The sequence below is a fragment of the Methanobacterium sp. genome (genome assembly GCA_030017655.1).
Classification (GTDB): Archaea; Methanobacteriota; Methanobacteria; order Methanobacteriales; family Methanobacteriaceae; genus Methanobacterium_D.
Genome location: JASEIM010000005.1, coordinates 82,020 through 96,715 on the forward strand (window position 1 = coordinate 82,020; position 14,696 = coordinate 96,715).

11 protein-coding genes and 1 tRNA gene are annotated in these 14,696 nt (G+C 38.6%); 11 read left to right on the forward strand and 1 reads right to left on the reverse strand.

Annotated elements, in window-relative coordinates:
- Nucleotides 1-10 precede the first annotated feature (10 nt).
- The 11 genes from rpoB (at nt 11) to QMD61_03885 (ending at nt 12,028) form a co-directional block, all read left to right on the forward strand.
- A complete protein-coding gene (gene rpoB / locus QMD61_03835) occupies nt 11-1,825 on the forward strand; it encodes a DNA-directed RNA polymerase subunit B (GenBank protein MDI6723754.1) in 1,815 nt (604 codons plus the stop codon).
- A gap of 59 nt (nt 1,826-1,884) precedes the next feature.
- Complete coding sequence (locus QMD61_03840) at nt 1,885-4,497, forward strand: DNA-directed RNA polymerase subunit A' (GenBank protein ID MDI6723755.1); 2,613 nt, start codon at nt 1,885-1,887, stop codon at nt 4,495-4,497.
- Between the two features lie 48 nt (nt 4,498-4,545).
- Nucleotides 4,546-5,748: a DNA-directed RNA polymerase subunit A'' gene (gene rpoA2, locus QMD61_03845; protein ID MDI6723756.1), complete on the forward strand. Its 1,203-nt coding sequence runs from the start codon at nt 4,546-4,548 to the stop codon at nt 5,746-5,748.
- A 40-nt stretch (nt 5,749-5,788) separates the two neighbouring features.
- A complete protein-coding gene (locus tag QMD61_03850; GenBank protein MDI6723757.1) occupies nt 5,789-6,085 on the forward strand; it encodes a 50S ribosomal protein L30e in 297 nt (98 codons plus the stop codon).
- 5 nt (nt 6,086-6,090) lie between these two features.
- Entirely contained in the window at nt 6,091-6,522 is a 432-nt protein-coding gene (locus QMD61_03855) for a NusA-like transcription termination signal-binding factor (GenBank protein MDI6723758.1), read from the forward strand.
- A 66-nt stretch (nt 6,523-6,588) separates the two neighbouring features.
- Nucleotides 6,589-7,014 (forward strand): 30S ribosomal protein S12, encoded by a 426-nt coding sequence (locus tag QMD61_03860; protein MDI6723759.1) that lies wholly within the window; start codon nt 6,589-6,591, stop codon nt 7,012-7,014.
- Nucleotides 7,015-7,059: 45 nt separating this feature from the next.
- A complete protein-coding gene (locus QMD61_03865) occupies nt 7,060-7,620 on the forward strand; it encodes a 30S ribosomal protein S7 (protein ID MDI6723760.1) in 561 nt (186 codons plus the stop codon).
- A gap of 219 nt (nt 7,621-7,839) precedes the next feature.
- Nucleotides 7,840-10,032, forward strand: a complete 2,193-nt coding sequence (locus QMD61_03870) for an elongation factor EF-2 (GenBank protein MDI6723761.1) — start codon at nt 7,840-7,842, stop codon at nt 10,030-10,032.
- Between the two features lie 176 nt (nt 10,033-10,208).
- Entirely contained in the window at nt 10,209-11,450 is a 1,242-nt protein-coding gene (gene tuf, locus QMD61_03875; protein ID MDI6723762.1) for a translation elongation factor EF-1 subunit alpha, read from the forward strand.
- A 93-nt stretch (nt 11,451-11,543) separates the two neighbouring features.
- On the forward strand, nt 11,544-11,852 hold the full coding sequence (gene rpsJ, locus QMD61_03880) for a 30S ribosomal protein S10 (GenBank protein ID MDI6723763.1): 309 nt from the start codon (nt 11,544-11,546) through the stop codon (nt 11,850-11,852).
- A 91-nt stretch (nt 11,853-11,943) separates the two neighbouring features.
- Nucleotides 11,944-12,028: transfer RNA gene (locus QMD61_03885), tRNA-Ser, on the forward strand.
- Between the two features lie 408 nt (nt 12,029-12,436).
- Here QMD61_03885 and QMD61_03890 read toward each other — a convergent pair.
- Entirely contained in the window at nt 12,437-14,284 is a 1,848-nt protein-coding gene (locus QMD61_03890; protein ID MDI6723764.1) for an adenosylcobalamin-dependent ribonucleoside-diphosphate reductase, read from the reverse strand.
- Between the last annotated feature and the right edge of the window lie 412 nt (nt 14,285-14,696).

The window sequence follows — 14,696 nt, forward strand, 5'->3', positions numbered from 1 at the left end:
GGGGTTAAGCATGAAAAAGTGCAAAATTTATATTAATGGTAAACTTATTGGAGCTTGCGAGGATCCAGAAAGTTTTGTAGAGGAAATGAGAGAAAAAAGGAGAAGTGGAGAAGTTTCTCACGAAATGAACATCACCCACTATCCAGAAACAGATGAAATTTTTATTTTTAACGATCCTGGAAGAACAAGAAGACCTCTTATAGTTGTTAAAGATGGCGAGTCAATGCTCAAAGAAGAGCATATAACAGCGATTGAAGAAGGGGAAATGAACTGGGATGACCTCATAAATGAAGGTATAATTGAATATTTAGATGCTGAAGAAGAAGAAAACACATACATCGCCATGTTTGAAGACATTTTAACAGAGGAACATACTCACCTCGAAATTGACCCTTCCACAATGCTTGGAATTTGTGCAGGTATCATTCCTTATGCTAACCATAACTCATCACCAAGAAACACTATGGAAGCAGGGATGACAAAACAGGCGTTAGGGCTTTATGTTTCAAATTACGGGTTAAGAACTGATACACGTGCTCACCTTTTACACCACCCACAGTTACCTCTGGTTAAAACAAGGTCAATAGATGCAACCAATTACGATGCAAGACCATCTGGTCAAAATTTTGTGGTTGCTGTTATGTCCTATGAAGGATACAACATGGAAGATGCATTAATACTCAATAAGGCCTCTATTGAAAGAGGACTTTCAAGATCATCATTCTTTAGGTCATATGAAGCTTCAGAGAGAAGATATCCTGGTGGACAGGAAGATAAATTTGAATTACCCGAAAAAAGCGTCAGAGGATATAGATCCGAGGAAGTATACAGACACCTTGATGAGGACGGTATAATAAATCCAGAAGTTGAAGTCAAATCTGGTGATGTATTAATAGGAAAAACATCTCCTCCACGGTTCCTTGAAGAAATAGATGAATTCGGAACAGTCGCGGAAAGAAGACGTGAGACATCAGTAACTGTAAGGCATGGTGAAAAAGGTGTCGTGGATGCTGTGATGGTTACTGAAACAGTTGAAGGAAGTAAACTTGCCAAAATACGAGTTCGTGACCAGAGACAGCCCGAATTTGGTGATAAATTTGCATCAAGACACGGACAAAAAGGTGTTGTTGGACTTATTGTTTCACAAGAGAATGTACCATTTACAGCGGAAGGAATAGTTCCAGATTTAATTGTAAATCCACACGCTATACCATCAAGGATGTCAGTTGGCCAGGTTATTGAGATGCTTGCAGGAAAAGCTGGCGCTATGGAAGGTAGAAGAATGGATGGAACTCCATTTACAGGTGCAGATGGGGAAGAACTAATAAAAGAACTTCTTAAAGAAAATGGATTTGAAACAGCAGGCCGTGAATCATTATACAATGGAATTACCGGTGAGAGGATAGAAGCTGAAATATTCATAGGAGTTGCTTTCTACCAGAAATTACATCACATGACCTCCGATAAAGTGTATGCAAGAAGCAGAGGACCAGTACAGGTTCTAACAAGACAACCGACAGAAGGTAGAGCAAGAGAAGGTGGTTTAAGATTCGGAGAAATGGAAAGAGACTGTCTTATTGCTCATGGTGCAGCACTTGCATTAAAAGAGAGACTCCTCGATGAATCAGATAAATATGAAGCCATTGTTTGTGCAGAATGTGGGATGATTGGAGTTTATGATAGAATAAGAGGAAGAAAATACTGTCCTATCTGCGGTGACTCAGATTCATTCCCGGTTGAAATTTCTTATGCATTTAAACTTCTCTTAGATGAACTAAAGAGCTTGTGTATATTCCCAAAGCTCGTGCTTAAGGATAAAGCATAATTAATGAAATTAAAGCTAATTGATAATTTAGGGGTTAAAAAACAGTAGGAGTGAATATTTTGAAAGGAATTTTAAAGAAAATCGCCCAGATTAATTTTGGTCTCATGTCTCCAGAAGATATTAGGAAAATGTCAGTCACCAAGATAGTTACTCCAGATACATATGATGAGGATGGATATCCAATTGAAGCAGGGCTAATGGATCCAAGACTGGGAGTTATTGACCCGGGGCTTAAATGTAGATCATGTGGATCAAAAGGGGGAGACTGTCAGGGGCATTTTGGTCATATTAACATAGCAAGACCAGTTATACATGTGGGTTTTGCCGATACAATTCATAAAATACTCAGATCAACCTGTAAAGAATGTGCAAGAATTCTGTTAACAGAAGCAGAGATAGTCGATTACAAAGATCGGATCGAATCCATGATTAAAAACGAGGAAAGTATAACAGACATCATAAAAGAAGTTTATACTGTAGCAAGACGGGATAAATGTCCTCATTGCGATGAAGAGCAAGAAGATATCAAAATAGATAAGCCAGTATCCATTGTAGAAGGAAATTATAAATTAACACCAAGTGAAGTAAGGGAAAGGCTTGAAAAAATCCCTGAAGAAGATCACATACTTTTAGGAGTGAATCCAAAGGTTGCAAAACCTGAATGGATGGTTCTAACTGTTTTACCAGTCCCTCCAGTCACTGTAAGACCATCAATTACACTTGAAACAGGGGAAAGGTCTGAAGACGATTTAACTCACAAATTAGTCGATATTTTAAGAATAAACCAGAGATTAAAGGAAAACATGGAAGCAGGTGCTCCACAGCTCATTGTAGAGGACCTATGGGAACTTTTACAGTACCACGTCACAACCTACTTTGATAATGAAGCATCAGGGGTTCCTCCTGCAAGACACAGATCAGGAAGACCACTTAAAACCCTTGCACAGAGACTTAAAGGTAAAGAAGGACGTTTCAGAAGTAACTTATCCGGAAAAAGAGTTAATTTCTCAGCAAGGACTGTAATATCCCCTGACCCAAATATAAGTATAAACGAAGTCGGTGTTCCTGAAATGATCGCAAAAGAAGTCACTGTACCAATTTATGTGACTCCATGGAACATTGAAGAAATGAAAAAATACATCAGTAACGGCCCTAAAGTGCATCCTGGGGCAAATTACGTGGAAAGGCCCGATGGAAGAAAGGTGAGAGTATATCCTGAAACTAAAGATGCTATAATTGAAAAATTAGAGCCGGGTTTTAGAGTTGAAAGACATCTAATTGATGGAGATATTGTATTATTCAACAGACAGCCTTCACTTCACAGGATGTCCATGATGGCCCATGAAGTAAGAGTTTTACCATATAAAACATTCAGACTTAACCTCTGTGTTTGCCCTCCATACAATGCTGATTTTGATGGGGACGAGATGAATATGCACGTTTTCCAGACAGAAGAATCACGTGCAGAAGCCAAATCATTAATGAGAGTTCAGGAACATATTCTTTCCCCAAGATTCGGTGGTCCGATAATTGGTGGAATCCACGATCACATATCTGGTGCTTATCTTTTAACCAGGAAAAGCAGTGTATTTGAAGAAGATGAAGTTTTCCAGATATTAATGCGGGCGAAAATACCTTTACCTAAACCAAAAGGCGAACCCTGGACTGGAAAAGAAATATTTTCATTATTACTCCCTGACGACATGAACATGGTCTACAGAGCAGAAATCTGCAGAAAATGTGATGAATGCCTTAAACAGGAATGTAAAAACGATGCATATGTCGTTATTGAAGATGGACAGCTTAAAAGCGGTGTAATCGATGATAAAGCATTTGGATCGTTTGCAGGAAAGATACTTGATTCTGTGGTTAAAGAATACGGTACTGATAAGGCCAAAGAATTCCTTGATTCAGCAACTAAACTCGCCATTTCAGGTATTATGAAAAAAGGATTCACTACTAGTACAGATGATGAGGAAATTCCTCAAGAGGCAAAGGAAAGAATTGAAGAACTGTTATCCAAAGCAGAAGAAAGGGTAGAAATACTTATTGAAGCTTATGAAAACGAAGAACTGGAAGCTCTCCCTGGAAGAAGTCTTGAAGAAACTCTTGAAATGAAAATAATGCAAGTATTAGGAGAAGCTAGGGATAAATCAGGGGAAATAGCAGAAAAATACTTTGACATTAATAAAAACCATGCAGTGGTTATGGCGCTTACCGGTGCAAGAGGTTCTATGCTTAACCTTACCCAGATTGCAGCCTGTGTAGGTCAGCAGTCAGTTCGTGGTGGAAGGATCGAAAGAGGTTACAGTGAGAGAACGCTTCCACACTTTAAAAAAGGTGAATTAGGTGCAAAAGCACGTGGATTTGTGCATTCAAGTTATAAAACAGGACTTGATCCACTGGAATTTTTCTTCCATGCTATGGGTGGTAGAGAAGGTCTTGTGGATACAGCGATACGTACCGCGCAAAGTGGTTACATGCAGCGTAGACTTGTAAACGCACTCCAGGATTTAAGTGTCAGGCCTGATGGAACAGTAAGGGACAACAGAGGCGTTATCATCCAGACAATGTATGGTGAAGATAAAGTGGACCCTGCAAAGAGTGATTATGGGAAAGTAGTTGATATTGATAGAGTAATTGAAGAAATAAGAATTAAAACAGGGAAATAATATTAAAAGAAGTAATTAGGTGGTTGTGTGCCAGATATAAAAAGTGTCATGAAAGTTTTAAAGAAAAAGAAAGCTGACTTTCCTGAAAGTTTAGTGGAAGAAATTGCTGATGCTCGTGAGAGACATAATCTGGATGATGATGAATTAAATGAGTTAATTGACAGAATTAAAAAAGCATATGAACGGGCCACTGTTGAAGATGGGGAGGCTGTAGGTACAGTTGCCGCCCAATCTGTTGGGGAGCCAGGTACCCAGATGACAATGAGAACATTCCACTATGCAGGGGTAGCTGAATTAAACGTTACCCTCGGTCTTCCAAGACTGATTGAAATTGTGGATGCCAGGAAGAAAATATCAACCCCAACCATGGCCATCTACTTTGATGAAGAATACTTCAATGAAAGATTCGAAAAAGAAAATATAGAATCTGAAGCAGAAAGAGAAAGATTTAAAGAAGAATTTGTGCGAAAAACAGCCAATATGATAGGTAAAAGTAGCATGAACGATATTCTAAAGAACTTTAACCTTAACTATGCTGACATGAACATTGTTGTAGAAATCGATGAGGATAAAATCATAGATAAAAGACTTGATCGTGATGACATTATAAAGCGAATTGAAAAAGCTTTTAAAAGAGTTCAAATAGATAACAATATGCTAAGTTTTGAACCTCCAGCACCAAGTAAAAAAGAAGATCAGACTAAAATTCCAATCAGGGAATTAAGACTTCTTGCTGATAAAGTACGCGATCTTCAAATCAGCGGTGTTAAAAACATTGGAAAAGTAGTTATAAGTAAAGAAGGTCTGGAATGGGTTATACACACCGAAGGTTCAAATCTTGGATCCGTTTTGAAAATGGAAGGTATAGACAAGGTTAGAACCACAACAAATGACATTCATGAAATAGAAAAAATTCTGGGAATAGAAGCAGCCAGAAATGCAATAATTAGAGAAGCACAGAATACTATGGAAGAACAGGGACTTACAGTTGATGTGAGACATATTATGCTTGTTGCAGACATGATGACTGCAGATGGTTCTGTAAAGTCCATAGGCAGACACGGTATTAGCGGTGAGAAAGCAAGTGTTCTGGCAAGAGCTTCTTTTGAAGAGACTGGAAAACACCTCTTAAGAGCCAGTATAAGAGGAGAAATAGACCATCTCACCGGAATAATCGAAAATATTATAATAGGACAGCCAATACCCCTTGGAACAGGTTCTGTTGGCGTTATTATGAATAGAGGTAAGTAAAACTTATCGTCTCATGAAAATTAGATAAAGGAGGCAACACATGGACGTAGATAGAGGAATTAGGGTTGCTGTAGATACAGGGACCGTGACACTAGGGTCTGATAAATCTATTCAGGCTTTAAAGCTAGGCAAAGGAAAACTGGTGATTATTGCAAAGAACTGCCCTGCTGAAACCAGGGAAGATGTAATGCATTATTCAAAATTATCAGAAATTCCGGTTTATACTTACGAAGGCACAAGTGTAGATCTTGGATCTGTATGTGGAAAACCATTTACAGTGGCTACAATGATTATAAAGGATCCAGGAGATTCTACAATATTAGAAGTTATGGGGTAATTTCTGTGACCATAAAATTTACAACACATGAAATAAGATACATAGCTCTCTTTGAGAGCATGACCGGTGCAACTGTCAAAGATTGTATTGTTGATGATGAAGCCGGAAGAATAACTTTTCTTGTAAAAAGAGGAGATATGGGACTTGCAATTGGAAAAAGAGGAAGTACCGTATCCAAAGTTCAGAAAACAGTTGATAAGGGCGTTGAAGTCATAGAACACTCTGAAGATCCTGTGGAATTCATCACCAATTTAATGGCCCCCGCTAAAATCAGAAGTATCAGGATACTTCAAAGAGAAAATGGACAAAAAATAGCCACCGTAGAAACAGACCCTAAAAATAAAAGGTCAGCCATTGGAAAAGGTGGCAAAAATATTGAAAGAGCAAGACTGTTAGCAAAACGACAGCATAATATAAATAACATTGTTATAAAATAATCAAGATATTAATGGATTTAATAAGCTATTTTGCTAATAATATTTGTATATTAGGAGGAATCACGTTTGCCGGGACTTTTTGCAGCTAAAAAACTAAAAAAGAATAGACAGAACTTCAGATGGAAGGATACAGAATATAAAAGAAAAGCCTTGAGGTTAGATGTTAAAGCTGACCCATTAGAAGGCGCGCCTCAAGCAAGAGGAATTGTAATTGAAAAAGTGGGTATAGAGGCAAAACAGCCTAACTCCGCTATAAGAAAATGTGTAAGGGTTCAACTCATTAAAAACGGGAAGCAGATAACAGCATTTGCTCCTGGAGATGGTGCTATCGGATTTATTGATGAGCACGATGAGGTTATGATTGAAGGAATTGGAGGACCATCCGGAAGATCCATGGGAGATATTCCCGGGGTTAGATGGAAGGTTACCAAAGTTAACAACGTATCATTAGAAGAAATGGTTAAAGGTAAAATAGAAAAACCAGTTAGATAAGCTAACTGAACTTACACTAACAACACAAACCAGTGAGGTAATTTGATGAGTAAGGTTTTTGATAAATGGGATTTAGAAGAGGTGAAAGTAGAGGATCTTGGTCTTGTGAATTATATTTGCCTAGACGAAATATTAGTTCCACACACCTTAGGAAGACATGTCAAGAGACAGTTCGCTAAATCAAGAGTTTCAATTGTTGAACGATTAATTAATAAAATTATGAGGACAGAAAGGAACTCCGGAAAGAAAAATAAAGCATATAACATTGTAAAAGGTTCTTTTGAAGTTATAAATAAAAGATCAAACGAAAATCCTGTCCAGATATTGGTCAGGGCCGTTGAAAATGCTGCTCCAAGGGAAGAAATTACAAGGGTAAAATACGGTGGAATCGGATACCAAGTAGCAGTGGATATTGCCCCTCAAAGAAGAGTAGATTTAGCACTTGGTTTCATAACAAGAGGCGCTCTCCAATCTTCATTTAAAAGGAAACGATCTGCAGAAGAATGTTTAGCTGACGAATTACTGCTTGCAGCCGAATATGATACAAGAAGTTTTGCAATTGGAAAAAAGGATGAAAAAGAGAGGATCGCAAGATCTGCCCACTAAATTTAAAATTTTAAAAAATAAGCTGATATTAAGGCATAAATAAACCTATGGTGAAATTATATTCAAGTTAGGTTGCATTCCAAACTTGGCCAAAATATATAAACTACTATATATACATTAAAGATAAGGCAATTAACCCACTAATTATAGAAAATTTATGATATAAAATACCTTTAAATATCTGCTTTTAAACTATTTTACAATTACAAGGTGATTATAGTGAGTAGACGGGACAAAATGATTAGTAAGATTAAGGAATTGATGTACCAGCCCAAAAGCATCAGGAATATCGGAATTGTAGCACACATTGATCACGGGAAAACCACACTTTCCGATAACCTACTTGCTGGTGCAGGAATGATATCTGCAGAACTTGCAGGAGATCAAAGATTCCTCGATTTTGATGAACAAGAACAAGCAAGAGGGATTACCATCGACGCGGCAAACGTGTCCATGGTGCACAAATATAAAGAAGGAGAATACCTGATTAACCTCATCGACACACCAGGTCACGTTGACTTTGGTGGGGACGTTACACGTGCAATGAGAGCTGTTGACGGTGCAGTTGTTGTAATATGTGCTGTTGAAGGAATCATGCCACAAACAGAAACTGTATTGAGACAGGCTTTAATAGAAAACGTGAAACCAGTATTATTCATTAACAAGGTTGATCGTCTCATAAACGAGTTAAAATTAGACGGTGACGAACTCCAGCAGAGATTCATAAAAATCATTGCATCTGCAAATAAGATCATAAGATCAATGGCCCCAGAAGAGCATAAAGAAGAATGGCTTGCCAGGGTAGAAGATGGAAGTGTAGCATTCGGTTCAGCATACCATAACTGGGCTATAAACGTTCCAATCATGCAGAAAACTGGTATAACCTTTAAAGATATTTATGAATACTGTAGAGATGAAAACCAGAAAGAATTGGCTCAAAAAGCACCAATTACTGAAGTTTTACTTGATATGGTTATAGAGCACCTACCAAGTCCTGAAGTATCACAAAGGTACAGAGTACCAGCAATCTGGTCTGGTGATATTGAAAGTGAAGAAGGACAGGGTATGATAAATACAAGTCCAGATTCACCACTGGCTGTAATGGTTACAAACATCAGTATAGACAAGCACGCTGGTGAAATAGCAACTGGTCGTGTATACGGTGGAACAATAGAAAAAGGTACTGAAATCTACATGGTAGGTTCACATGGTAAAGCAAGAACTCAGCAGGTTGGAGTATACTTTGGTCCAGAAAGGATCAATACAGATAAAGTTCCTGCAGGGAATATTGTAGCAATAACCGGTGCAAAAAACGCTGTTGCTGGAGAAACAATCTCCGAGCCAGGAAGAAAAATCAAAGCTTTTGAAGGATTAGAACATATCTCAGAACCAGTAGTTACAGTTGCTGTTGAAGCTAAAAACACCAAAGACCTTCCAAAACTCATAGAAGTTTTAAGACAGGTTGGAAAAGAAGACCCAACAGTAAGAATTGAAATTAACGAAGAAACCGGTGAGCACCTCATTGCAGGTATGGGTGAACTTCACCTTGAAATTATTACCTACAGAATCAATGAAAAAGGTGTGGAAATAGAAACATCACCACCAATTGTGGTATACAGAGAAACAATTGCCGGTAAAGCCGGGCCAGTTGAAGGTAAATCACCTAACAAGCACAACAGGTTCTACATAGAAATCGAACCATTAGAAGAAACCATGTTCCAGGCACTACAGGACAAGAAGATCAAAGAAGGCAGAGTAAAAGGAAAAGAAGAAGCAGCAAAATTCATGGAATACGGTCTTGAAAAAGAGGAAGCACGAAGGGTCTGGGATGTATACGAAAAAAGTCTATTCATAAATATGACTCGTGGTATACAGCACCTGGACGAAATCAAAGAACTTCTACTTGAAGGTTTCGAAAGTGCACTTGACGACGGCCCAATCGCAAGAGAAAAGGTCATGGGTATAAAAATAAAACTCATGGATGCAAAAATCCACGAGGATGCAGTGCACAGAGGTCCTGCACAGGTTCTACCTGCAATAAGAAAAGCGGTGTATGGATCCATAATGATGGCACAACCAACATTACTGGAACCTCTACAAAAAGTATTTATAAACACGCCGCAAGACTATATGGGTTCAGCAACAAGGGAAGTGCAGAACAGAAGAGGTCAAATTGTTGATATGTCACAGGAAGGTGACATGGCAACTATTGAATCAAAAGTACCTGTTGCAGAAATGTTCGGATTTGCAGGTGACATAAGATCTGCCACTGAAGGTAGATGTTTATGGTCAACCGAAAATGCAGGATTCGAAAGATTACCTGCAGAACTTCAAAAACAAATTGTAAGACAGATAAGAGATAGGAAGGGATTAAGTCCTGAACCTTATGGTCCAGATCATTACCTTGGTTAAACCTTCCTTTTTTTATAATCTAAAATGGTTAGGGGAATCAATTCCCTACCTTAAAACAAAACCCTTAAAAGTTAAGTTATCCAATAGGTAGAGTATACCGATAACTTAATTAGCACAAGTTACAAATTGTAAACTGTTAAACTAATCTATCAACTAAGTTAGATGGAGGAATATTAATGGCAAAAGAAAAAGAACATATGAATTTGGCGTTTATTGGACACGTAGACCACGGTAAATCAACACTTGTGGGACACCTTTTACTCCAGTCCGGAGCTATCGCAGAACAACAGCTTTCAGACGGAGAAAACAAGTTCAGATTCGTCATGGATAAATTAACAGAAGAAAGAGAAAGAGGAGTAACAATCGACCTTGCACACGCAAGATTCGACACTCCAAAATACGAATTCACAATTGTGGACTGTCCAGGTCACAGAGACTTCGTTAAAAACATGATTACAGGAGCATCCCAGGCAGACGCTGCTGTATTAGTTGTAGCAATAGACGACGGTGTAATGCCACAAACCAAGGAACACGCTTTCCTTGCAAGAACACTTGGTATTAACCAGTTAATCATCGGTATAAACAAAATGGACCTTGTAAACTACGATGAAGGAAAATTCAATGATCTCAAAGAAGAAGTTTCCGACCTGATTAAAACAGTAGCATACAAACCAGATGATATACACTTCATACCACTTTCCGCATTCGAAGGAGACAACATAACAAAACCAAGTGAAAACACACCATGGTACAAAGGCCCTTCACTCGTTAAGGCGCTGGATGAATTCTCAGCACCAGAAAAGCCAACAAACTTACCATTAAGAGTACCGATCCAGGATGTTTACTCCATAACTGGAGTAGGAACAGTACCAGTAGGGAGAGTAGAAACTGGTGTAATGAAAAAAGGTGACAACGTTATATTCGAACCAGCAGGAAAATCTGGAGAAGTTAAATCTATCGAGATGCACCACGAAATGCTGGATTCAGCTGAACCTGGTGATAACGTAGGATTCAACGTTAGAGGTGTCGGTAAAAACGACATCAGAAGAGGAGACGTTGCAGGACACACCGACAACGCACCAACCGTTGCCAAAGAATTCACAGCACAGATCGTTGTTCTACAGCACCCTGGTGTTATCACAGTAGGTTACACACCAGTATTCCACTGTCACACAGCACAGGTTGCATGTACCTTCCTTGAACTGCAGAAAAAACTCGATCCATCAACTGGTCAGGTTAAAGAAGAAAACCCAGACTTCCTCAAAACAGGGGACGCTGCGTTTGTTGTAGTCAAACCAACCAAGCCAATGGTTATCGAGAACGTTAAAGAAATTCCGCACATGGGAAGATTCGCAATTAGGGACATGGGTCAGACTGTAGCTGCTGGAATGTGTATCGACATACAGAAAGCAAAGTAGGATAACTCCTATTCCCTTCTTTTTTCGTGGAGGTTGTCAAAATTCAGAATGAATTTCGAGAACCCCAAAATCTTCAATTTTTGGAGGAAAAAAATGCACAAAGCAAGAATTAAACTCACAGGAACAGACCCAGAAAAGCTTCAGTTTGTCTGCGATCAGTTGCAAAAAATCGCGGAAAGAACAGGCGTAGATCTTTCAGGCCCAATTCCACTTCCAACCAAAAAACTTGTAGTACCAACCAGAAAATCTCCAGATGGAGAAGGAAAAGCTACATGGGAAAAATGGGAACTAAGAATCCACAAAAGACTTGTCGGAATCGAAGCCGATGAAAGGGCAATGAGACAGGTCATGAAAGTAAACGTTCCAGATAATGTGAGCATAGAAATTGAATTAAAGAGTTAAACTTATTTATATTCCACATTAATTTGTGGAATTTAACTCATAACTATATTTAAATAGAATAAATATTATATATTCAAAAATCTTATTCTATGCCGGGATAGCCTAGCCAGGAAAGGCGCGGGACTTGAGATCCCGTGGAGCTGTGCTCCTCCAGGGTTCAAATCCCTGTCCCGGCGCTCAAAAAAATCTACTATTTTTTTAACGCATCAAAACTATGATTTGATAGCGCTCAAAACTGAAAGTTTGGCGCCCCAAACCAAATTATTTGGAGACTTATTATCCATATTAATTTTAATAGGATTATTCAATTAAAAACTCAAATCTTCTCAATTTAATTACTTACTTCTGTATTTTATCAGTTTTTAATCTTATCTCTGCTAAACCCAAATGCACTGATGAATTTTAGTTTCTCAGAATTCATGTCCATTATAAATCGGGGTATTTCAGCTTTTTAGATTTTTTAACCATGCCTTGATCTTCCAATTTTCCAAAAATCGATAATGTGGTTGCGGCAAATTCCATGATTATTAGCAATGTCAATTTTGTTTATTTGTCCCAGATAACATTTTCCGAAGCTAGAGTATTTAATGCAGACAAACCATCGAAGGACACCCGCCTGAATACTCCGCTTTCGCACTCAAATACTCATGCTTTTGATTTTCTGGAATCCTCCCCACATATAAAACCTGCTTCTCCTTACTCCCGTAACGATAAACAGTAATCCCCTTACATTTCAACTGGTAGGCCAGTGAAAAAACCTTTCGAACATCTGCAGGAGTTGCAGATGCAGGTAGATTCACTGTTTTAGAAACCCCATTATCCACATACTTTTGAAATGCGGCCTGCATCCTCACATGCCAGACTGGCTTCACTTCATTAGCAGTTACAAACAGCCTTCGGACATCTTCAGGGATTTCGCCCATGCCGTTGAGGGAGCCAGTCCTGGCGATTTTCATCATGAGTTCTTCGCTATAAAATCCCCTCTCACGGGCCATATCTTCAAATAAAGAATTCACTTCCATCATTTTAGTGCCTTCCATAACTTCTCTCTGGAAAGAAACCGCGAAAAGTGGTTCTATGCCACTCGAGACACCGGCAATTATGCTTAAAGTTCCTGTGGGAGCAATAGTAGTGGTCGTGGCATTTCGCATAGCGGGAAAACCTTCTTTATCCCATTTACTTCCTTCAAAAGCGAGGAAAGACCCTCTACTTTTGCCCAGTTCTACCGAAGTCCTCCGGGACGTTTCACTGATGAAGTTCATGAGTTTTTCGGCCATGTTCAGTGCTTTTCTGGAGTTATATGGGATTTTGAGCATGATAAGCATGTCAGCAAAACCCATAACTCCCAGGCCAATTTTCCTGGTTTTCAGAGTTTGAGCCTCTATTTCTGGTAGTGGGTACTGATTGGCGTCAATCACGTTGTCCAGAAAATGCACAGCAGTTCTAATGGTTTTTTCCAACTTATTCCAGAGAATTTCGCCATTATTCACCATTCTGGCCAGATTAATGGATCCTAAATTGCAGGACTCGTAATCTAGGAGTGGTTGCTCGCCACAAGGATTGGTCGCTTTTATTGATCCCAGGTTAGGTGTAGGGTTGGTACAATTTACCTCATCTATGAATAGGATCCCGGGATCTCCTGTTTTCCATGCCATTTCCACCATTAAATCAAAAATCGTTTGTGCAGGAATGTTTTTAATTACATTCCCGTTTCTGGGATTAATCAGTTCCATATCCTGATTATCGTGAACTTTCTGCATGAAACTGTTACTCGCGGCCACTGAAAGGTTAAAATTTGTTAGGATATTTCCATTGTCTCCTTTCTCTTCCTCTGAATTGTTATAGCTGTCCCTATTTCCGCTTAATTTTAATTCTCTTTTTCCTTTAGCAGTTATGAATTTCAGTATATCTGGATGATTAGCATCTAAGATGCCCATGTTTGCTCCTCTTCTCCGGCCACCCTGTTTTATCACCTCAGTGGCAACGTCGTAGATGCGCATAAATGATATAGGTCCAGATGCAATTCCTTTTGTTGATCGGACCACGTCTCCTGCAGGTCTGAGTTTAGAAAATGAAAAACCAACTCCACCTCCAGATTTATGTATAAGGGCCATATATTTTAATGAATTGAATATACCTTCTATCGAGTCTTCCACAGGCAAAACGAAACATGCAGATAGCTGGCTCAAAGAGGTTCCGGCATTCATCAAAGTGGGGGAATTGGGAAGAAAGTCCAAATTAGCCATTAACTGGTAAAATTCATCCGTAAGACTCTCTATATCAGCATTTTCATCGTGCTTAAGATCCATCTTGGCCACAGAATAGGCTACACGATTGAACATCTCTGCAGGAGATTCCACTACCTTTCCTTCCTCATCCTTTATAAGATATCTTCTCTCCAAGACTTTCCGGGCATTTGTGGAAAGTTCCATGTCAAATAAATTTGAATTTCCACGTTTATTGATAGATTACACCCCGTCAAAACATTCCCTCAATTTTTCAACGTCTTCACAATTGATTAAAACAAATCCTGTCTTTTTATTTGATTTATATCCTATAAATTTTTTATGAGCATTCCAGAATAAGCCAGACTAAAAAATCCATTTTCAGTAGTAGAATAAGGTTAAAAAGGATTATGGTAATCACAGACGGGTAGCAATAATCAGATTTGAATCTAAAGAGTAATAAAAGCCGTATTATCTGCTAAAAATGCATCCACCGTACCTGAAGGCATTAAGCAAATAACCAAATAAATGCGCTGATTTGATGATAATTATTCTATGGATAAATAATATTATTTTTCAAACGCTCTTTCTATGCACATCATTTATTGGACACAAAATA